The organism is Rheinheimera maricola (assembly GCF_016918075.2).
GTDB classification, from domain to species: domain Bacteria; phylum Pseudomonadota; class Gammaproteobacteria; order Enterobacterales; family Alteromonadaceae; genus Alishewanella; species Alishewanella maricola_A.
The window spans coordinates 142,494-163,270 of the sequence record NZ_JAERPS020000002.1 but is presented as its reverse complement, the minus strand read 5'-3'; the positions used below and the strand labels follow the sequence as shown (position 1 = coordinate 163,270).

17 protein-coding genes are annotated in these 20,777 nt (G+C 46.9%); 9 read left to right on the top strand and 8 right to left on the bottom strand.

Translation table 11 applies throughout. From position 1 onward, the window contains the following. Positions 1-9: 9 nt before the first annotated feature. The 4 genes from glnG to glnA all read right to left on the bottom strand — a co-directional run bounded on the left by glnG (position 10) and on the right by glnA (position 4,630). Complete coding sequence (gene glnG / locus I4W93_RS06425; protein WP_205309410.1) at positions 10-1,419, bottom strand: nitrogen regulation protein NR(I); 1,410 nt, start codon at positions 1,417-1,419, stop codon at positions 10-12. A 4-nt stretch (positions 1,420-1,423) separates the two neighbouring features. Further along, the gene (gene glnL, locus I4W93_RS06420; protein ID WP_224673305.1) at positions 1,424-2,500 is read right to left on the bottom strand and encodes a nitrogen regulation protein NR(II); all 1,077 of its coding nucleotides are present in this window, start codon (positions 2,498-2,500) and stop codon (positions 1,424-1,426) included. 78 nt (positions 2,501-2,578) lie between these two features. After that, positions 2,579-3,142, bottom strand: coding sequence for a DUF4124 domain-containing protein (locus I4W93_RS06415; RefSeq protein WP_224673304.1), 564 nt, complete (start codon positions 3,140-3,142; stop codon positions 2,579-2,581). A 78-nt stretch (positions 3,143-3,220) separates the two neighbouring features. Further along, the gene (gene glnA, locus I4W93_RS06410) at positions 3,221-4,630 is read right to left on the bottom strand and encodes a glutamate--ammonia ligase (RefSeq protein WP_205309408.1); all 1,410 of its coding nucleotides are present in this window, start codon (positions 4,628-4,630) and stop codon (positions 3,221-3,223) included. A 346-nt stretch (positions 4,631-4,976) separates the two neighbouring features. Here glnA and typA point away from each other — a divergent pair, with 346 nt between their 5' ends. The 6 genes from typA to I4W93_RS06380 all read left to right on the top strand — a co-directional run bounded on the left by typA (position 4,977) and on the right by I4W93_RS06380 (position 10,757). Then, the gene (typA, locus tag I4W93_RS06405) at positions 4,977-6,812 is read left to right on the top strand and encodes a translational GTPase TypA (RefSeq protein WP_205309407.1); all 1,836 of its coding nucleotides are present in this window, start codon (positions 4,977-4,979) and stop codon (positions 6,810-6,812) included. 137 nt (positions 6,813-6,949) lie between these two features. Continuing rightward, complete coding sequence (locus I4W93_RS06400; RefSeq protein ID WP_205309406.1) at positions 6,950-7,849, top strand: virulence factor BrkB family protein; 900 nt, start codon at positions 6,950-6,952, stop codon at positions 7,847-7,849. A 2-nt stretch (positions 7,850-7,851) separates the two neighbouring features. Then, positions 7,852-8,289, top strand: a complete 438-nt coding sequence (dtd, locus tag I4W93_RS06395) for a D-aminoacyl-tRNA deacylase (protein WP_205309405.1) — start codon at positions 7,852-7,854, stop codon at positions 8,287-8,289. A 24-nt stretch (positions 8,290-8,313) separates the two neighbouring features. After that, positions 8,314-9,228: a bifunctional GNAT family N-acetyltransferase/hotdog fold thioesterase gene (locus tag I4W93_RS06390; RefSeq protein WP_205309404.1), complete on the top strand. Its 915-nt coding sequence runs from the start codon at positions 8,314-8,316 to the stop codon at positions 9,226-9,228. Next, a complete protein-coding gene (locus I4W93_RS06385; RefSeq protein ID WP_205309403.1) occupies positions 9,225-10,025 on the top strand; it encodes an NAD(P)H-binding protein in 801 nt (266 codons plus the stop codon). Before I4W93_RS06390 ends, I4W93_RS06385 begins: the two co-directional genes overlap by 4 nt. 117 nt (positions 10,026-10,142) lie before the next feature. Beyond that, the gene (locus I4W93_RS06380) at positions 10,143-10,757 is read left to right on the top strand and encodes a restriction endonuclease (protein WP_205309402.1); all 615 of its coding nucleotides are present in this window, start codon (positions 10,143-10,145) and stop codon (positions 10,755-10,757) included. Positions 10,758-10,906: 149 nt separating this feature from the next. Here the strand turns inward: I4W93_RS06380 and I4W93_RS06375 are convergent, their stop codons facing one another. Then, positions 10,907-12,937: a methyl-accepting chemotaxis protein gene (locus I4W93_RS06375; RefSeq protein WP_205309401.1), complete on the bottom strand. Its 2,031-nt coding sequence runs from the start codon at positions 12,935-12,937 to the stop codon at positions 10,907-10,909. Positions 12,938-13,178: 241 nt separating this feature from the next. Beyond that, the gene (hutC, locus tag I4W93_RS06370) at positions 13,179-13,910 is read right to left on the bottom strand and encodes a histidine utilization transcriptional repressor HutC (protein ID WP_205309400.1); all 732 of its coding nucleotides are present in this window, start codon (positions 13,908-13,910) and stop codon (positions 13,179-13,181) included. Positions 13,911-14,025: 115 nt separating this feature from the next. Here hutC and hutI point away from each other — a divergent pair, with 115 nt between their 5' ends. Next, positions 14,026-15,252, top strand: coding sequence for an imidazolonepropionase (gene hutI / locus I4W93_RS06365; protein WP_205309399.1), 1,227 nt, complete (start codon positions 14,026-14,028; stop codon positions 15,250-15,252). 62 nt (positions 15,253-15,314) lie between these two features. Then, positions 15,315-16,844: a putative bifunctional diguanylate cyclase/phosphodiesterase gene (locus tag I4W93_RS06360; protein ID WP_205309398.1), complete on the top strand. Its 1,530-nt coding sequence runs from the start codon at positions 15,315-15,317 to the stop codon at positions 16,842-16,844. On the opposite strand, the gene I4W93_RS06355 is transcribed toward I4W93_RS06360, so the two are convergent. Next, positions 16,831-17,889 carry a formimidoylglutamase gene (locus tag I4W93_RS06355; RefSeq protein ID WP_205309397.1) on the bottom strand — a complete coding sequence of 353 codons (1,059 nt, stop codon included), beginning with the start codon at positions 17,887-17,889 and terminating at the stop codon, positions 16,831-16,833. The genes I4W93_RS06360 and I4W93_RS06355 overlap by 14 nt on opposite strands. Before the next feature lie 12 nt (positions 17,890-17,901). Continuing rightward, complete coding sequence (rraA, locus tag I4W93_RS06350; protein WP_205309396.1) at positions 17,902-18,387, bottom strand: ribonuclease E activity regulator RraA; 486 nt, start codon at positions 18,385-18,387, stop codon at positions 17,902-17,904. A 165-nt stretch (positions 18,388-18,552) separates the two neighbouring features. Between rraA and I4W93_RS06345 the strand changes: the two genes are divergently transcribed. Next, entirely contained in the window at positions 18,553-20,559 is a 2,007-nt protein-coding gene (locus I4W93_RS06345; protein ID WP_205309395.1) for a putative bifunctional diguanylate cyclase/phosphodiesterase, read from the top strand. Positions 20,560-20,777: the final 218 nt, after the last annotated feature.

Here is a 20,777-nt window from a genome sequence, read left to right as displayed (position 1 = left end):
GTATGCCCGCTATTCGAGATCCAACTCTTTTAATTTACGGGTTAGAGTATTTCGTCCCCAACCTAGCCGCTTTGCCGCTTCTTGCTTGTGACCGTGGGTAAAGTGCAGCGCTTGCTGTAATACGGTGCGTTCGAACTCTGGCCCGGCTTCGGCAAGGATATTTTCCTCGCCAGCATTCAGTTTGTGACTTATCCAACTGGCCAGCAATTGTTGCCAGCTCAGGTTTGTGTCTGCGCCTGCAAGCTGATTTATTTTCATAGGCGCCGTCAATTCAGGAGGTAAGTCTGCGACGACAATATTCTTGCCACTGGCCATTACAGTTAACCAGCGGCAGGTATTTTCTAGTTGGCGCACATTTCCTGGCCATTCGAGCTGGCTTAAAAACTGCTCAGCTTCTTTGGTCAGGCTCTTGGCTTCAACGTTAAGCTCTTTGGCTGCCTGCATTAAGAAATGCTGGGCCAACTTGGCAATATCTTGTTTGCGCTCTTTCAGTTGTGGTAAATGTACCCGAATCACATTTAAGCGATGAAATAAATCTTCGCGGAACTTGCCAGCACTCACCAGATGTTCCAGGTTCTGATGGGTGGCGGCTATAATACGAACGTCGACTCCGATAGCTTGGTGCCCGCCAACGCGGTAAAACTGGCCATCTGCCAGCACTCGCAATAGCCGCGTTTGCACATCTAACGGCATGTCGCCTATTTCATCCAGAAATAACGTGCCCCCGTCAGCTTGCTCAAAGCGACCTTTGCGCAAGTTATTTGCTCCAGTAAACGCGCCTTTTTCATGGCCAAACAGCTCAGATTCAATTAAATCTTTTGGAATTGCCGCCATATTTAGTGCGATAAACGGCTGCTCAGCTCGAGGGCTATGCTTGTGCAATGCGCCAGCAACCAGCTCTTTACCGGTGCCTGATTGGCCATTTATCAGCACACTGATACTTGAGCGAGCCAGGCGGCCGATAGCACGAAATACCTCTTGCATCGCGGGTGCTTCACCAATAATTTCCGGTGACAGGGTAGGGGCAACGGCTTTATGTTTTGGCTGTCGCGCTTTGGCGTGCTCAAGTGCCCGACTGATCAGCGCAACTGCATCGTTTACATCAAAAGGTTTAGGTAAGTACTCAAAAGCGCCGCGTTTAAATGCATTCACCGCGCTGTCCAGGTCGGAGTGCGCTGTCATAATGATCACTGGCAGCTCCGGTGCAAGTTCCTGCAGCCGGGTCAACAGAGCCATACCGTCGGTGCCTGGCATGCGGATATCAGACACTACAACGGCGGGCTGATCGTACTCAAGCCGTTGCAACATTAAATCGGCTGACGCGTAGCTTTCACATAAAATATCCGCCCGGGCCAGGGCTTTTTCCAGAACCCAGCGGATAGAATTATCGTCATCAATAATCCACACAGTATGACTCATCAGTTCAATCCTCAGTGTCTGCAATAGGCAGGTATAGGGTAAATTCGGTATGGCCAGGCCAGCTGTCGCAGTCAATCCAGCCACCATGCTGATGGATCAGTGTTTGCGCAATAGATAGTCCAAGCCCAGTGCCGCCAGCTTTTCCGCTGACCATAGGGTAAAAAAGGGTATCTTTTATTTCCGTGGGAATGCCCGGGCCATTATCAATGACCCTAATCAGCGCAACCAGTTTGTAACGCTTGCCGTGCAGTGTATGTTGATGCAGTACGCGGCTTTGCAAGCAAATTGTTGGCTTGTTTGTCTGTTCCAGAGCCTGTTGTGCATTGCGGACAATATTTAACAATGCCTGCTCGATTAGTTCCGGGTCAAAGGTGAAATCAGGAATGCTGGGATCATAATCACGGCTAAATTGCACGTTGCACGGATTGTCCATCAGTGCTAATTGTCGCACCTGCTCAATGATCTGATGCAGATTAGCACTAATGCGTTGTGCCGGCCGGTAGGGCCCCAATAAACGGTCAACCAGGTTACGTAGACGATCAGCCTGAGCTATTATCAGCTGGGTATATTCGGTTAGCTCATCAGGCAGAGATTCTTCTAATAGTTGCGCAGCTCCGCGTAGGCCGCCAAGAGGGTTTTTGATCTCGTGAGCAAGGCCTCGTATTAGCTCACGAGCCGCCAGGTGTTGATGTTGCTGTAGGCTTTCCAGGCTTATTTTACGCTGCTGATCGACATGTCGGATTTCCAGCAGCAAATGGCCAGCAGGGTTTTCGCAAATGGTAACTGAAATATCCAACAGTAAATGACGACCATCTGCCAGCACCGCTTGCACATCACTGACACCAAAGCCCTGCTTACTGCTTAAGGCACCGCTAAAATGTTGCGCACTGATATCGCAATGCAAAAACAATGCTGGAAAATGCTGCTCACTCAGGCGTTTTTCACCCAACCCCAGTACTGCACAACATGCAGTATTAAAATATCTGACAGTCAGTGCAGCATCCAGCAATATAACGGCTGTGGTTAATTGTTCACTAATGTGGCTATGCAAATGCGCTGTGGCTATATCGGTATTGATCACTGTCTCATCCTTTGCACCAAATTGGTGCGATGATGCCGCAGTGTAATTCAGTTCAATCCGAATTGCATAGCGTACGCACTAATTTGGTGAGATTGCCGAGGTTCTATGTAAGTAGAAGGTCGTTACAGGACTTGTTGCAATAAGCTTGCCGTTTTGATCAAACAGTTCCAGCTGCAGTTTATGTTCACCGCGATCAATATCACGAAGGATAAATACGGCGTTGTTTTGCGGTTGTCCCTGCGCTTTACCATCAAGTAGCAGGCGTACCCGTAAGCCTCGCTCAAACATAGGAGTGATTCGCCCGGATACATAAACGGAGCCAGTATTGTCGCGCACAGTGCCTTGCTCTTCAGGCTGCATAATCTCTACGCCAAACGGCTCTTTTGCAGGCTTTTTGGTAGCAGGAAGTGTGGGATCTGTCGCAGCCATGATATTCGCCCGGCTTGACAGATTTAGTTCTTCTGCTCCGGCTTGTGGGCTGTCAGAGAAAACCAGTACGCCATTGGCATCCCGAGTAACAAATACTTTTTTGTTATCCTGCTGCGCCTGCAATGGCTGGGCAGCAAATATCAATGTAAGAAGAAACAATATCTTATGCATGCTGTGCCCCGCTTCCTTTAATCTTTTATTATTGTTTTCCAACACTTACTCTAGCGTGGTTTGCCACTTAATTCTACAAAAAAAAAGCTCACCGTAGTGAGCTCTATACAAAATTTGATATTACACGCTGTAATACAATTCAAATTCCAGCGGGTGTACGGCGACCGCCACTCGACGCGCTTCTGCGCGCTTAATGTCAATATAAGCATCGATCATTGCATCGGACATTACGCCGCCTTTGGTAAAAATGGCGCGGTTTTTATCCAGTTCATTCAGTGCTTCATCCAGTGAGGTTGAAACCTGAGGAATATTGGCGGCTTCTTCTGCTGGTAGGTCGTACAGATCCTTATCCATAGCATCGCCTGGGTGGATTTTGTTCTGAATACCGTCTAAACCGGCCATTAACTGTGCCGTAAAGGCCAGATAAGGGTTTGCTGCAGGATCCGGGAAACGACATTCAATGCGACGTGCTTTTGCACTTGGAACCAGTGGTATACGAATTGACGCTGAACGGTTACGCGCTGAGTAAGCCAGCATAACGGGTGCTTCAAAGTGTGGTACTAAACGCTTATATGAGTTAGTTGACGGGTTAGTGAAAGCGTTGATCGCTTTAGCATGCTTAATAATACCGCCAATGTAATACAATGCCAGCTCTGATAAGCCCGCGTACTTGTCACCCGCGAACAGATTGACGCCATCTTTTGCCAATGACTGATGGCAGTGCATACCTGAGCCATTGTCACCTACCAGTGGTTTAGGCATAAAGGTAACCGTTTTACCATATAAGTGTGCCACGTTATGAATAACGTACTTAAGTTGCTGCACTTCATCAGCTTTTTTAGTCAAGCTGTTGAATTTGGTTGCAATTTCGTTTTGACCGGCTGTTGCAACTTCATGGTGGTGTGCTTCAACAGTTTGGCCCATTTCTTCCAGCACCATACACATAGCACTACGAATATCGTGACCTGAATCTACCGGTGGTAACGGAAAATAACCACCTTTAACGCCTGGGCGGTGGCCTTTATTGCCATCTTCGTAGCTAGTGCCAGAGTTCCAGGCGGCTTCGGTTGAATTAATTTTAAAGAATGAGCCTGACATCGTCGTTTCAAAACGGATATCGTCAAACATAAAGAACTCTGGTTCAGGGCCAAACAGCACAGTGTCAGCAATACCGGTCGATTTAAGGTATTCTTCTGCACGTTTAGCGATTGAGCGCGGATCGCGGTCGTAACCTTGCATTGTACTTGGCTCGATAACATCACATGTAATGTTGAGCGTGCTTTCTTCAAAGAATGGATCCATTACTGCCGTAGATGAATCTGGCATCAGTATCATGTCTGAATCATTGATGCCTTTCCAACCTGTAATAGAAGAGCCGTCAAACATTTTGCCGTCTTCAAAGAAGTCTGCAGTAATCTGGTTAGCCGGTACAGTTACGTGCTGCTCTTTACCTTTTGTGTCGGTAAAACGTAAATCGACAAACTTAACGTCATTTTCTTTCATTAAACTCAGTACAGATGATGCAGACATGCATTCCTCCAATTAATCTGTTTTGAACTGATTTAGCGGTGTTGCGCCATTAAATGCCAGATATGTGCCAAAGGTTTAAGCTTATGAAATTAATCAATATAAAATTTATTTCCAAGATTTCACATGATGACATTGCACTATAATGGTGCTTGTGTGCCATTTTGTGGTGCACCATGGCCAAGCTTTAGCTTAGATGCTGTTTAGCGCGGTGTGAAAAAAAATTGCCAAAACTGCAGTTGCTGTTTTTCTTTCCATGCAAAAACAGAGTAGAATATGCGCCCTTAAGTTTCAGTTAGTTTTGCCTGGTGGTCATTATGGTCATCTAGTGCCACAGAGGATAGTTTACATGAGCGTTACTGCGACAAATTTAGATAAGCTGCGCAACGTTGCCATTATTGCGCACGTTGACCATGGTAAAACCACTTTGGTTGACAAACTGCTGCAGCAGTCTGGCACCTTCGACGCTCGCGCAAAATTACAAGAGCGTGTAATGGACTCGAATGCGCAGGAATCTGAGCGTGGTATTACTATCCTGGCAAAAAACACCTCGGTGCGCTGGAACGGTTACCACATCAATATTCTGGATACACCCGGCCACGCTGACTTTGGCGGTGAGGTAGAGCGCGTATTGTCTATGGCTGATTCAGTGTTATTGCTGGTCGACGCTGTTGACGGCCCAATGCCGCAAACTCGGTTTGTAACGCAAAAGGCTTTCTCACACGGTTTAAAGCCCATCGTTGTAGTCAATAAAATTGACCGTCCTGGTGCTCGTCCAGATTGGGTTATTGATCAGGTGTTTGATTTGTTCGATAACTTGGGTGCCACCGATGAGCAATTAGATTTCCCCATCGTTTATGCATCAGCATTAAATGGCTGGGCGACACTGGATTATAACGAGCCAAAACCAGACATTACTGACTTGTTTGAAGCTATTGTAAAACATGTAGCGCCGCCAGCAGTAGAGCTGGATGGTGAAACGCAGTTACAGGTATCGCAGCTGGATTATTCAAGCTACCTGGGTATTATCGGTATTGGTCGTATTAAACGTGGTAGCTTGAAGGCAAACCAGCAGGTTACCATAGTGGGAGCCGATGGCACTAAACGTAACGGTAAAGTAGGCCAGGTATTTGGTTATTTAGGTCTTGAGCGGGTAGAAACAACAGAAGCTTCTGCGGGTGATATTGTTGCCTTTACTGGCCTGGGCGAGTTAAAAATTTCTGACACCATTTGTGCGACGACTAAAGTCGAGCCTTTGCCAGCTCTGCAGGTTGATGAGCCAACCGTAACGATGACGTTTCAAGTAAACACTTCTCCATTTGCCGGTAAAGAAGGTAAGTTTGTTACATCACGTCAGATTTTAGAGCGTTTAAATAACGAATTGAAACATAACGTGGCGCTGCGTGTTGAAGAAACAGCGGACGGTGATAAGTTCAAAGTATCAGGCCGTGGTGAGTTGCACCTGGGCGTATTAATTGAAAATATGCGCCGCGAAGGCTTTGAGCTGGCGGTGTCTCGTCCGGAAGTTATCATGAAAACCGTTGACGGTGTGCGCATGGAGCCGATGGAAAACGTCACTATCGACTGTGAAGAACAGAACCAGGGTTCTATCATGGAGCGTATGGGTGAGCGTAAGGCTGAAATGACCAACATGCAGCCAGACGGTAAAGGCCGTATCCGCATGGATTTCTTAATGCCAAGTCGTGGTTTAATCGGTTTTCGCACGGAGTTCATGACTATTACTTCAGGTACAGGCCTGATGTACCATAGCTTTGACCATTATGGTGCGCATAAAGGCGGAAATATCGGCCAGCGCATGAATGGCGTTATGATTTCTAATGCTATGGGTAAAGCGGCAGGTTACGCCATTTTCTCATTGCAGGAACGTGGTCGCATGTTTATCGGCCACGCAGAAGAAGTGTATGAAGGCCAGGTGATTGGTATCCATAGCCGTAGCAACGACTTAACGGTTAACTGTTTAAAAGGCAAACAATTAACCAACGTACGTGCATCTGGTACTGATGAAGCGATAAATCTGGTTCCGCCAATTCGTTATACACTGGAGCAAGCGTTAGAGTTTATCGACGACGATGAGCTGGTAGAGGTTACACCTAAGTCGATCCGGATCCGTAAGCGTCATTTAACGGAAAACGATCGTAAACGCGCGAATCGCAGCGCAGATTAATTACTTGCTGTAGTATCGTGGCCGGCAATTTGCCGGCCTTTTTTTTGTGCTGTCAGCACGGTGTTGCAATGCCGGTGCTGGTTGCTATGGTGCTTTTCTTGTATTCTTAACGTTTCTACCGGTATTTGGGAGCTATTATGCGAGAGAACTGGCAGCATTACGCTGACACCAGCCTGCGGTTTATCAAATTGTACGCACAGCGTTGTCAGCAAGACCAGATCACCATGATCGGCGGTTACCTGGCATACATTTCTTTATTGTCTTTAGTTCCAATGATTGCGGTAATGTTTTCCATGTTGGGAGCTTTCCCGATGTTTACCGAGTTTCGCCAGGGTATCGAAAATTTTGTCTATGCCAATGTTATTCCATCACGCGGTGATGAAATCCAGGCTTATGTCAGCCAATTTATTGGTAACACTGGCGGTATGACGGCAATTGGGATTATGGCGTTGGTGCTTGTCGCCTTGCTATTGATCCACAATATTGATAAGACGCTGAATAAAATCTGGCGTGTTAGTAAAAGGCCCAGACCGATTATTTCATTTTCCATTTACTGGATGATTTTAACACTGGGCCCAATATTGTTTGGTTCATCTATTGCTATCAGTTCATATCTGGTTGGCCTTAGCCGATTTGCCGATGATTACACTCCGGGGCTTTCTTCATTGTTGTTGGGCATAGTGCCTTATCTGATGTCGCTAGCCGCTTTTTTTATTCTCTATTTGGTGGTTCCCAACATAAAAGTGCAAGTGCGCCACGCCTTGTGGGGCGCGTTGCTGGCGACAATATTGTTTGAGCTGTCCAAACGAGGATTTGCGCTTTATGTGACACATTTTCCAGCATACGACACAATATATGGGGCCATGGCGTTGGTTCCTATTTTATTTGTCTGGGTTTATATGTGTTGGCTGGTGGTGTTGTTGGGGGCAGAGCTGACAGCACTACTACAGCAGTTGGCAGCAAACACTGAGCAGGCTGATGGCGATGATCCGGATCAAAACAGTCCTGATCCGGTCAATTCCGGAAACAGTGTATAACCATGAAAGCCTTAATCCAAAGGGTACGCAAAGCATCTGTGCTGGTTGCCGAACGTGTTATCGGAGAAATTGAGCATGGTTTACTGGTGTTTTTGGCTGTTGAAGCTACAGATACTGAGGCTGATATCGCAAAGCTGGTACATAAAGTGTGTCATTACCGGGTATTTTCTGACAGTAATGACAAAATGAACTTAAATGTACAGCAAGTGATGGGCAGTGTGCTGGTGGTATCACAGTTTACCTTGGCAGCAGATACTCAATCAGGTCTTCGGCCCAGCTTTACACCAGCGGCCAGCCCTGATATGGCACTGCAGTATTACCAACAATTTGTTTTACAATGTCAGGCGCTGGGCCTGAATACTGCCACCGGACAGTTCGGTGCCAATATGCAAGTGAGCCTGATAAATGATGGTCCAGTCACCTTTATGCTGCAAAGTTAAGCCGGAAAATATCGGAGAAGTATTATGCGCCATTGGCAGCTGCGCTCACCCGCAACGTTAGAAGAATGGCAACGCTATTATCAGCTACGCTTGCAGATATTACGTGCACCGTGGCAGCAACCACCAGGGTCAGAGCGAGATGAGTTGGAGTCAACAGCCTACCATCTGATATTAATTGATCAGCAGGGCGAAATTGCCGCTGCGGGTCGGGTGCATCAGGTAGATAGCGTCACAGCTCAGGTGCGCTATATGGCCGTTGCTGCAGAGCATCAAGGCAAGGGAGCTGGCGGCCGAATTCTAGCCGGTTTAGAAACGCAGGCTGCCGCTTGGGGCTGCACAACGGTACGATTAAATGCCCGCGATACGGCAGAGGTGTTTTATCAGCGGCATGGTTACCAATTCGTTGCCGACGCCGCGACACAGTTTGGTATTACCCATCTGCTGATGCAGAAATCTGTCAGGTTGGCTGCTCAGCCGGAACAATTCCAAAGCTGGTGTAATCAGCTCAGTACCACCTGGCAACAAACAATACCACTTAGTCAGTACATGCAAATAGATATAACTAGCTTTGATGGCAATACGTTATATTGCTCAGCCCCACTTGCGCCGAATATTAACCTGCATCAAACCATGTTTGCCGGCAGTATTTATGCATTGGCTACGCTGACCGGTTGGGGCATGTTATATCTGCAATTACAAGCTCTTGGCTTAAACGGCGATCAGGTGCTGGCAGATGGCAGCATTAAATATCTGCGACCTGTTTCACAGCAACCACAGGCACGTTGTGCACTGCAAAATTGTAATGGCGAGCTTACTATGCTGTCACAGGGCGTGAAGGTTCGGCAACGAATAAAAGTCGATATTCTCTCAGGGGCTGAACTGGCTGCAGAGTTTCACGGTAGCTACGTAGTGTTGCCTCGCCAGCGGCCTGAAATATGAAAGTGATAGTTGTGGGGTGTGGTTGGCTTGGCAGTCAGCTTGCACAGCAGTTGGCGAGCGAAGGGCATCAGGTTTGGGCTACGCGCCGTACAGTTGAAGCGCTTGCTACTTTGCCAGCTCAGGTCCATGGGTTGGTTGTAGATCTAACAAACATTGCTGATATAACACCGCTACAACCGGTGTTTGATGATGCCATTGTAATATGCGCTGTCGCTCCGGGTAGACACACGGAGCAAAGCCACTACATAGCGGCGTTACAGCAACTTGCCAGACTGGCTACAACTGCTGGGAGTCGTCAACTTATTCATTTTAGTTCGACAGGCATTTACCAGGGACTTAGCGGTGCAGTTGATGAAGCGGCAATGTTGGTGCAAGCTGATACCAGAGTTAGCTTGTTACTGCAGGGTGAGCAAGCACTGCAACAGTTTGCACCAACATTGACGCTTCGTCTGGCAGGATTAATGGGCCCCGGTCGTCATCCAGGACGTTTTATCACAGGCAGAGTATTACCTGATGCTAATGGTGCCATAAACATGGTTCATGTCTGGGACGTTATCGCAGCAGTAATGCAGGTATTAGCGGCGCTACCCTGTGAGGGAATTTACAACCTAAGTAGTCCGCTAATGGAAACGCGCCAAGCGTTTTATCACGCTGCGGCCGAACTTGCGTTGCAAACCCCCGCGAGTTTTTCTGGCGGTGATGCCGGGCGTAAAATCGTGGCTGGCAAATTTATTCAACAATTTGGCTTTCGATATCAATTTTCACAGGCCAGTGCTGCACTTATATACTGCGATTGAGTGAAATCTATGCAGGCAATGTTTTTATAATTCATTTATCAGCTTCTTGTTAAGAAAAATATCTGCTGTAGTTCGATACTGTGCTCATTGCATTTTACATATGGACTTGAGGTAGATATGAAAAACAAATGGTTGTTGATTTCGTCAGTGAGCACGGGCCTTGGTATCGTTTCTGGCGCAGTCTATCTATTTTTTGCAGAGCATTCTCTATTGTTAAATGACAACAGCTGGGTTCTGTCCGCGTTTTGGTCAGCGTTTATGTTGTGGACATTTGTCTTAATGTTTAGTGTAGCGCTATTATTTAATGTCATGGCGTTCTTCGAGTTGGAAGAGCAACACAAGCTAGCCGGCTTGGCGTGGCCGCTAAAGGTATTATGGTCATCAACAGACAAGCAGCAACAATTTTTGCAGCAAGCCGAGAGTTTCTTAGCGCGCAAGGGTAGGCTGTCGCATTCGACGCGTATCAGCCCTGAGTACCAGTGTTTGTATGCTGAAAGTGATACCTTGGTTTACACTCAGCTGAGGAACCAGCCTGTAGACATTTCACAGATCCGCGCCATGTTTCAACAAATGTTATCTGCTGATTTTAGTTGTGGCCTGGTGGTTAGCTATGCTGGATTTAGCAGCCAGGCATGGATTTTTGCTAACGAAGCTAATATAGAACTTATTGATGCTAAGAGCTTAAAAAAGCAACAAAAGCGACAGCGCGAGCAACAATTCGCGCTGGTTTAGTGTTGATATCATGTTTTCATCGGGTTTTTTGAAGTTGTTTTGGCGATATTAGCAGCGAACGGAATCAAATAAAAACAAATGGATACAAAGATACTTCCTGCCTGGCTGGACATTGTCCAGCCTTTTTCATTAGCAAAGTAAAACCAGACTTAGGATATTTTAAATGCACTTACTGCCTGTTTAAGTTTAATAGCTAAAGCAGACACACCATCGCTATGTTGTAATGTGCGCTCCGCTTTTTCGCCACTGACTTGAGCTACCTCTATCATTTGTTGCATATTGTCATCAATAGTTTTACCCAGACTGAGCTGCACCTCTGTTGCCGCTGTAACACGACTGCTGATATCTTGTGTTTGTTCCAGGGCGTGGTTTATTAGCCCCAACGACGACACCAGCTCCAAGGTTTGAGCCACACAGCTGTCGGCATCTGATTTACCGTTAGTGATGGCACTGACAGCTTGTTTACTTTGTTGTTGTAACGTTTCGATCATCTGGCGTATCTCATCTGTAGCTTGCTGCGTGCGCCCAGCCAGCGACCTTACTTCATCAGCAACCACGGCGAAGCCTCTGCCTTGCTCTCCGGCACGAGCTGCTTCAATTGCTGCATTCAATGCCAGTAAATTGGTTTGTTCGGCGATGCCGCGTATTGTTGCCAGGATACTGCCGATATTATTGGCTTCGTCGTTTACGCGGCTCATCACGCTGCTTGTGGCGGTTAACTGCTCCGCCAGCCGGTTGATCAACTGATTATTCTGATTGGCTATCAAATCAATTTGCTTGCCTTGCGCCAAAGCCTGCTGCATTGCACCTGTGGTATCCGCGGACTGACTGGCGATATCCCTTGTGCTGTCTGCCAATTGCCGTGTCACGTCATTTACATGGCTTATTTGCTGCTGTTGGTGTTGCAGTGAGTCATTAATTTCGCCGACTTCATACGCAGATTGTCTGGCATTGCCGTTGAGTTCTTCGGCATTGCTCTGTATGTCGATAATCAGTCTGCTTAAGGCATTTGTTAAACTGTTTACCTTACCAGCTAAAGCGCCAAACTCGTCTTGATTGCTAATGGTTAGCTTGCGGCTTAGATCGCCCTTGGCAATGTCGCCCAATACTTTATTTATGCCAGCTAGCGGACGTAACATAGCGTTAATGGTAAAATATGCTGCAACGATCGCTAATAACACCAGCACTAACATCAGACTCAGGGTGCGGGTGCTGCCAGAGCTTACGGAGTCAGATACATTTTGCTGTAACTGGTTGAACTGCAGGTCAGCTGCAGACAATAGCATATCTAACGCCACTATAACTTGTTCGACACGCTGTTCAGATTGTGCCAGTTGATCTCTGGCCTCCAGTTGTGCTTTTACCTGCTGCAGTTTTATATCAGCCAGACTTTGGCCAGCATTGAGTTTGGCCGTTAGTTCAGCCAGCTGCTCTGTTACGCTTTGCCACAAACCATCGGTATTCTGTCCAGCAATTTGCTTTGCCATGTAGTCAATGTTTACTTGCATATCGCTAAGTGCAAAACCAATGTTTTCCTGTGCAGCTTCCGTAGCGCCGAGCTCGGTATACGCCGTTACTTCTTTTAGCGTATTTAGCAAGCCCAGTAGCTGGCCATCTATACGGTTGGCACTGCCGGCAATTAATTCCATTTGCTTCTCGCCACCGGGAAATTCGAGATAGGAGATGTCGAGTAAATTGGCGCCGATATTGTCTATCAGTTGCTGCAGCAGATTGAATTCACTATTGGCTGACTGTTGAAGCTCAATCCCTTGTAATCGGGCGCTAAACATCGCGTCAACGGCTGCTGCATATTGCTGGTAGCGGTTGTCAATATCACTCAGGGTTTGGGTAAAAGCGGTCTCGGCTACCGTAAGTTTACTTAGACTTGCAAGTTGATTGCGCAATACCTTGCTGCCGCTATCAAACTGGTTTCGGTATTCGCTTATGCCGTTGCTGGTTTCCGTGGTGTAACCTAACGCTGAAAGTTTTGCTAGTTTTAGTAGCTGAATTTGAGCAGCATTGCTTTGCTGCTGAACCGGCACCGCCAGTTGATTGACTCGCTCGCTGGAGCTGGATACGGCAGAAAAACTCAGTAAAGCAGAGCCGCTGGAAAGCATCAGCAGCAGTGCGATAAAGCCAAAGCCTATAATGACCTTGTGGGCAACTTTTAATGTGAACACTTTGGCAAACTCCACACTGTAGCTCTGCCTAAACCATAGACAGTAGCTGTTTGATAAACAAGCTGAAGTTAACAAAGATTCGACGACTGGTCTAGCCAGAATGGTCGAATGACGTATTAAAACAGTGCGGCAGCACCAAAACAGTGCCATTGCTTAACTTTAAAGCGACAAATCAAATTAGATGGGAAGCGTTTACTTAGTTGGCACTCACCCGTTAGTAAGGCTGTGCTGGCTGTTATCATTAACAGTTGTCTTCTGTACTATTCGGTAGAGCAAAGTTTAGATGGCCACCTAAACGGTAGCGGGCGCCTGGTGATGTCAAGTATGCCAGACTGACCGCCCCTTCACGGCTGAAAGTGCGTCGGGTTAGACGCAGGCAAGGTTCGGCTTTTTTTAACATCAAATGTTTGCAGGTGAAATCATCCGGCCAGACGGCCTCAACTGTATGCTCTGCTTCAGTTAAGGGAGCAATAAAGCTAAGATATTGATGCGGTGTTTGCTGGTTAAAGTCTTGCTTAACATAGTCTGGCACCAACTTGGGGCTAACATAACGTGCTTCTAGCTGTAGCGGCTGGTTATTTTCTAAGTGCACTATTAAGGAAAAATACACCGGTTCATTGCGCTTTAAACCCAAAGCTCCTGCGATGATTGTCGGGCAGGGTAGCTCGGTAAGTTGCAGCAAGCGTGCATTGTAAACATGACCGCGGCTATTTATTTCATCGGCAATATTGCGGATCTCCAGCAAAGACGATTGTGATTTAAGTGCTGCCACAAAGCTGCCAACGCCCTGAGTGCGGTACAAAATGCCTTGTTCGGTTAGCTCCTGAAGTGCCCGGCGCGCCGTCATGCGGCTAACACTGAATTGCTCAGCTAGTTGGTTTTCCGAGGCAACCCTGCTATGTTCCGGCCAAGCACCTATCTCAATCTGACTGAGCATAAACTCTTTTATCTCGGCAAACTTGGCTAGCGCCATAATATCTCTCCATTTTGGTGGTTAACCCCACCGCGGATAAATAAAAAATACTTTAGCTTTGTTGTATATACAAGGTGTTGGTGTAAAATTATTTACATACACACAGGAGAGCCCTATGCAGCAATTTGATGCCATCTGGATTAATGCGAACATCGCAACTATGACCGACAATGGTCTGCCCTATGGCAGCATTAAAAACGCCGTGCTGGCAATAAAAGACGGTGTTATTGCATTTGTTGGTCCGCGCAGCGATTTGCCTGAATTTGATGCTTTGGCTACACCTATGTATGACACTGCAGGGCAATGGATACTGCCGGGGCTCATTGATTGCCACACTCATCTGATATACGGCGGTAGCCGCGCGAATGAGTTTGAAATGCGCTTAAATGGTGCCAGCTATCAGGATATTGCCGCAGCCGGTGGTGGCATTAAAGCTACCGTGGCGGCAACCCGCGTTGCCAGCCATGAAGACTTATTTGTGCTTGCGAAAGACCGGCTGAATGCTTTGTTAGCTCAGGGTGTGACCACGGTAGAAATTAAATCCGGCTACGGTCTGGATTTAGCTACTGAACAAAAAATACTTGAAGTAGCAGCAGAGCTTGATAAGCATCATCCGGCTACAATTCAAAAGACCTTTTTAGGCGCCCATGCCTTACCGGCTGAATATGTGAATGACTCTGATGGTTATATTGAGGCTGTGTGTCAGATGCTGCCGCAGTTACAACAGCAGGGCTTGGTAGATGCAGTGGACGTATTTTGTGAAGGTATTGGCTTTAGTGTATTACAAACACGCAAGGTATTCGCTGTCGCTACAACACTGGGGTTGCCGGTAAAAGCCCATGCTGAGCAATTATCTAACCTGGGTGGCAGTGCTTTAGTAGCAGAGTTTGCTGGTTTATCTGCCGATCATGTTGAATTTCTTGATGAAGCTGGTGTTGCAGCTATGGCGAAGGCAGGTACCGTAGCGGTGCTGTTACCTGGTGCATTTTATTTTTTACGCGAAACTCAACTGCCGCCAATTAGCTTGTTGCGTCAATACAAGGTACCGATGGCAGTAGCGACAGACCTAAATCCAGGCACCTCGCCGTTGTGCTCATTACCACTCATGCTGAATATGGCTTGCACATTGTTTCGCCTTACGCCTGAGGAGGCTTTGCTGGGGGTTACGCGGTGCGCTGCACAGGCGCTGGGCCTGGAAGATCGTGGTAGCCTAGCGGTGGGGCAGCGTGCTGATTTTGCTTGTTATAGCATTAGCCAGCCAGCGGAGCTATGTTACCAGTTAGGTGTGAGTCAACTTAAGCAGCTGATAATAAATGGTAAAGTAGTAAACCATCGCCTCTGAGCGGCTTTACATCAGACGGTTTTAGATTATGCTAGAAACATTGCCAATGCTGGAGAATTATTTTGTCTTACCGGCTGTTGTACCTCGTACTATTGAGTTGGCCGCTGGCAGCTCAGTCACCACAAGCTGAATTACCGCTGCTTAGTGTGTTGAGTGGGTTGCTGCTATTGTGTTTTATCTATCTAGTCAAATTAAAAGTCGATATCAACAAGCTGCAAAAAAGCCGACAAAAAAAGCAAGGCAGCCAACTAGGCTTTTATTCGCTGCATGATGATATTAGCGGTTTTCCCAACAAGTTTTTTTTGCAACAGCAGACTGAACAGCTACTAAAACGAGCTCCGGAGCAGCGTTATTCACTGCTATTATTGAAAATTAGCCAGTTTGAACAAGTTAATCAGTTGCTTGGCCACAGCAATAGTAATTTAGTATTAGCGCAAATTGCCCAGCGTATTAATGATCACCTGGCAGATGAAGAGCTGGCCCTGACCTTTGAGTTTCGCCAGCAGAAGCCGACCCGTCTGTGTCATCTCGGTGCTGTGGACTTTGTGATATGGCTTAATTGTTCCGACAAAGAGCATGCAGCCGAGTATCTGGCAGATGCACTTGAGCGTTGCATTCCAGAACCCATGCTGATGCATGGTTGTGCCGTAGAATATCAGCTGCATTCTGGTATCGCCAATTACCCTGAGCATGGCACCCAACTGAATGAGCTTTTGGAGCGAGCCTATCTGGCGTTGCAGCACCATAACTGGGTCCAGGGTGCCAGTCAGGTGTTTCACAGTGATATGCTGCATTACACCAATGAAAAATTAACGTTAATGGCCGAACTACGCTTGGCTATTACTGAGAGGCAGCTGTCACTTTATGTGCAACCGCAGGTTGATATGCGCAATCATCAGGTAGTAGCGGCCGAAGTTTATATCCGTTGGCGTCATCCGACGCGTGGTCTATTGTCACCGGCTAGCTTTGTCGCTCTGGCAGAGGAGATGGGTGTTATTTATCCATTGACCCAGTGGGTGTTAAATGAGGCGGTTGCCATGATAGCTAAGCTGCAACAGGCTGACCTGGTTAGTAAAATAGCGGTAAATATTTCCAGCAAAGATTTATTACACGATGAGTTGATTGATTCGTTAGAGCAACTTTTTCAGCGTTATCAGGTAAAACCGCAGCAGTTGATGCTTGAGTTGAAAGAAAGTGCTTTGTTGGCCGAGCCAGATAAGGCCAGGGCCATGCTGCATCGGTTGCATAGACTGGGAGTAGAGCTGGCATTGGATGATTTTGGTACCGGATTTTCCTCGCTGGCGTATTTAAGGCAGTTGCCGATACGACATGTCAAAGTCGACTGTTCTTTTATTAATGAATTGCACAAGTCTGATGTAAGTGCCGCTGTTACTGGCGCTATTATTGATATGGCCCGAAATTTGGATTTAGGTGTTATTGCCGAAGGCGTAGAAGAAGTTGAAGTAGAGCAAAAACTCGTGCGTATGGGCTGCCATCGTGGCCAGGGTTTTTTGTATTCCCGACCGTTCGAGCTCAGTGGTTTTGCGATCTGGTTAAAGCAATGGCAAGCTGACAGAGCTAAATTGCAGTAGCCTGGTGCTGTTTCCCTTGAACAAAGGCATAAACCAGCGCAGCCAGTATTTGGCCTGCTTCATTCATGCCAGCAGCCAAACCGGCAGGGTGCTGCATTGGTGCCGCCTCCGCCAAATGCAAATAACGGCTGCGTGGTAATTTGGCCAGTTGATAAACGAACTGCTCTGCCGCTTGAAGGCTAATACCACAGTTGGTAAACGCGCTGACGGGCATCATGCTGATGCTATCGGTATCTAATTCGATACCAATGTCGCCCTGGCCTTGAGCGACATAGTCGATACATTGTTCAAGTGCTTGCTGAAAACTGACTTCTTGCCGAACGAAAATACGTTGGTAACTACAATAGTCTGCTGCTGCGTGTTGCAGCTGCGCCAAGGTTTCCGCTGAATTTTTCAATTCGTGCAGCCCCAATACAAAATAATGTTGTAAGTGGCCATCATATTTAGCGTAATTAAAGCCATTGCCACTGTGACGCCCCTCCCGCGGCCGAAAATCCGAGTGCGGATCAAGATTGGCGCTGTTGGCGGGCAAACCACTACTGCTTGCTAACGCTTTTAATAATGGATAACTGTTATTATGGCCGCCGCCTATTATAAGTGGCATTAGACCTGCAGTGAAAATGGCCTCTACTACCTGATAAACTCGATGATCAAGTATGGATACCAGCTCACGTAAATGGCGCAACTGCTCTGGTGCGGCAGTATCAAGGCTGCTAGCTTGCTGTTGCAAATCGCTACAGTCTATTTCGCCTAAGAGTAACAATTGACGCGCGGCTATAAACGGGTTGGATTGCAGGTTTAAAAATTTGGCTAAAAAGGCGTTCCAGCCTTGATCTGCGCCCGCTGTACCCAAGTTGGCCCTTGGACCAATATCTTCTGGTACTCCTAGCAACACAAACTGACAGCCGGCAGCTTTACTGCCTGCCAACTGTTGCGACAATGGCAACGCAATATCAGGTAAAGTTATTGCCTGTCCAAGACGTTGTTCACCCTCGCGCACCGAGACAAACTGGTTAAGTTGCTGCCGACTAAATAGTTTTAGCATAGTAGTAAAGTATTATTCGATATCAAGTGCATCCGGCGACATAATGATACCGGTGCTATCAGCATATAAATGATCGCCAGGTAAAAACGTTACTCCGGCAAAATTTACCGGCACTTCGGTTTCGCCAAAGCCTTTGTCGTCTGCGCCCACCGGAATTGCGTTCACTGCCTGTATACCTAAATCAAAGTCTTCCAGTAGGTCAAGGTCGCGTACGCTGCCGTAGCATACAATGCCTTCCCAGCCATTGGTTGCTGCCAGTGATGCCAGTTCGGCATCAATAATGGCACGTCTTGCAGAGCCGCCAGCATCAATCAACAACACCTTGCCAACACCTGGATCGCTCAGCATTTGCCGCACCAGGCCATTATCCTCAAAGCACTTGACGGTATGTATTTGGCCACCAAAAGAGCGTCGACCGCCATAGCTGGCAAAAAGTGGTTCTACCACATCTACCAAATCGGCATAAAGATCACATAATTCAGAGGTGTTGTATTCCATTGGGCGCTCCGGTAAACAGGGGGATGTGACTCTCAGTATAGCGCTGACTCGGTTAAGCTCAAACACTTATTATTACTGGCTTTTCCTGCTTGTTTGCCTTGCCTTGTTGTCGGCAGTACAGATTGTTTGCTAAGGTGTGAGCAGATGTCCTAACGGATTATGACCGTGCCTCCTGAAATATTTGCCAGACTTGCAGTTTACCTTACCCAGGTAGGGGTCGCTGTGCTATTGAGTTTATTATTGTGGAACTTAAGCAGGATTTATCAACAAGGTTATATCAGGTCGTGGTTCTTAGCGTTACTGGGGTTTGGTCTTTATCAGTTGGCGATTTTGTTGCAGTGGTTCACGGATACAGCGTCTGTACTTACTGACGTACTGCAGTTGGTTACTATTACTTGTAGTTATATTTTTGCGGTTTTTCTACTACGTGGGATGATGCAAACTCGGCATAATGCCGCTCCGGTGTGGACCAGATATTCAAGCGTAGCAACTTTGTTGGTGTTGGCGGGAGTTGGCACTGCCAGTGTGTTGCCGTTTTCGCTACTCGACATTACCCAAAACTGGCAGCAGTATTTTCAGATTTATATGCGCTTATTATTGATGAGTGTCATTTTACTTAGCGCTGCAGTGAGTTTGATGCAACGCATGGAATCATCACAGGGTCAGCGTCTGGCCGCGGCAACAATCTTTCTCTGGGGCTGTATGTATCTGGCGTTTACGGTCTGGCGTATCGTAAGTGGGCAGGAGTCATCTGATCTGCAATGGACCCTGGCTTATAAATGTTTTGAATTGTTTTTGCTCTGCAGTCTTGGCCTGGCGTTGTTGATTTGGCTACATGAGCATGAACGTAGTGCCAATTTACAGCTAACGGAAAAAACACAGTACCTGAATCGTTATGATCAGCTCACCGGTGCGTTGAATCGCGATGCTTTACTGACACAGCTTCAGGAGCATTTGCAACGGCCTCACTCCCCGCCAGTTTATTTGCTGATGCTGATGCTGGGGCTGGATAAATTTAAAACCATTAATGAATCGGTTGGCTTAAAGCAGGGCGATTCCCTGCTGCGTCAACTTAACCAGCGTTTTACCAGCAGTATTTTGAAACCAACGCTGGTTGCTCGTACCGGTGGGGATATCTTTGCGCTGGCGCTTAGCGACATAAATAGTGATGCTCAGCTACAGTCTGCGTTACGCCACCTACAGCAGTTAGTAGAAAAAACGTTTGATTCCTCTGCAGGCCGGTTGCAACTCAGTTGTACGATAGGTATTGCCTGTGCGCCAGTTGATGCAAATAGCGCGGAGAGTTTATTGCAAAAGGCCAATATCGCCTATCATCAGGCGAAGCGTTTGCAAACACATCAGTTGGCCTATCAAACCGGCATGGAAGATGAGTCAACTAAGTTAATTTGTTGGGAAGCAGAGCTGTTAGCCGCGATGCAAAACGATGAGCTAGTGTTGTATTTCCAGCCACAACTAAATCTACGGGAAAACAAAATTGATTCCTTTGAGGTGCTGGTACGTTGGCAGCATCCAGAAAAAGGATTTTTAATGCCTAGGCAATTTTTACCGTTGGTTGAACAATTGGGGCTAAGTCGTCAGCTTGATTTTTGGGTTCTTGCCAAAGCAATACAAACCATCAGTGAATGGAAAAAACAGCAGCTGGTTATCCCTCTGGCCGTTAATATGTCGCCGGTACATTTTCAGCAAGATGGCCTAAAACGTAAGATCAAGCAGTTACTGCAGCAGTACAATGTATCACCTGAGTTACTGGAACTGGAAATAACCGAAAATACCGCCATGCATGATATGGAAAAGGGCTCAAATCATGTTATTGAGTTACAGCAAATGGGTATACGGGTGTCAATTGACGACTTTGGTACCGGTTATTCGTCACTAGCTTACTTGCGCCGTATGCCGATAGATAAGATTAAAATTGACCGTAGTTTTGTTACTGATATGGCAGGCAATGACTCCGATATGATGATCGTAAAAACCATGATTAAGTTAGGACATGGCCTTGGTAAACGTATGCTGGCAGAGGGGGTGGAAACGGAGGTGCAATTACAGTTACTGCATAATATGGCTTGTGATACGGTGCAAGGTTACTATATTGCTAAACCTTTAGCTGAGGTTGATGCCATCGCATTTTACCGCGCCAAAATGTCATTATAACGTCATATAAGGTGTATAACCTGCCAGTATTACATCTGAATACAAGGCGTTAATTATGCTGCTCAGACGCTTGGAACAATGGGACCATAATTCATTTTGCCGCGTATTCGGCTGTAGTTCTTCTAGGCTGGCTTACAATGTTAGTTACTGGTTGTCTAAGACGGCAGATGGCCCACTTTATGTTTTGTTAGTTGCCAGTTTATTTGTGTTGGGTTATG

Excerpts from the sequence above, each read along its gene's own strand:
- glnG (WP_205309410.1), bottom strand. The coding sequence starts at position 1,419 with ATGAGTCATACTGTGTGGATTATTGATGACGATAATTCTATCCGCTGG.
- glnA (WP_205309408.1), bottom strand. The coding sequence starts at position 4,630 with ATGTCTGCATCATCTGTACTGAGTTTAATGAAAGAAAATGACGTTAAG.
- typA (WP_205309407.1), top strand. The coding sequence starts at position 4,977 with ATGAGCGTTACTGCGACAAATTTAGATAAGCTGCGCAACGTTGCCATT.
- I4W93_RS06400 (WP_205309406.1), top strand. The coding sequence starts at position 6,950 with ATGCGAGAGAACTGGCAGCATTACGCTGACACCAGCCTGCGGTTTATC.
- dtd (WP_205309405.1), top strand. The coding sequence starts at position 7,852 with ATGAAAGCCTTAATCCAAAGGGTACGCAAAGCATCTGTGCTGGTTGCC.
- I4W93_RS06390 (WP_205309404.1), top strand. The coding sequence starts at position 8,314 with ATGCGCCATTGGCAGCTGCGCTCACCCGCAACGTTAGAAGAATGGCAA.
- I4W93_RS06385 (WP_205309403.1), top strand. The coding sequence starts at position 9,225 with ATGAAAGTGATAGTTGTGGGGTGTGGTTGGCTTGGCAGTCAGCTTGCA.
- I4W93_RS06380 (WP_205309402.1), top strand. The coding sequence starts at position 10,143 with ATGAAAAACAAATGGTTGTTGATTTCGTCAGTGAGCACGGGCCTTGGT.
- hutC (WP_205309400.1), bottom strand. The coding sequence starts at position 13,910 with ATGGCGCTAGCCAAGTTTGCCGAGATAAAAGAGTTTATGCTCAGTCAG.
- hutI (WP_205309399.1), top strand. The coding sequence starts at position 14,026 with ATGCAGCAATTTGATGCCATCTGGATTAATGCGAACATCGCAACTATG.
- I4W93_RS06355 (WP_205309397.1), bottom strand. The coding sequence starts at position 17,889 with ATGCTAAAACTATTTAGTCGGCAGCAACTTAACCAGTTTGTCTCGGTG.
- rraA (WP_205309396.1), bottom strand. The coding sequence starts at position 18,387 with ATGGAATACAACACCTCTGAATTATGTGATCTTTATGCCGATTTGGTA.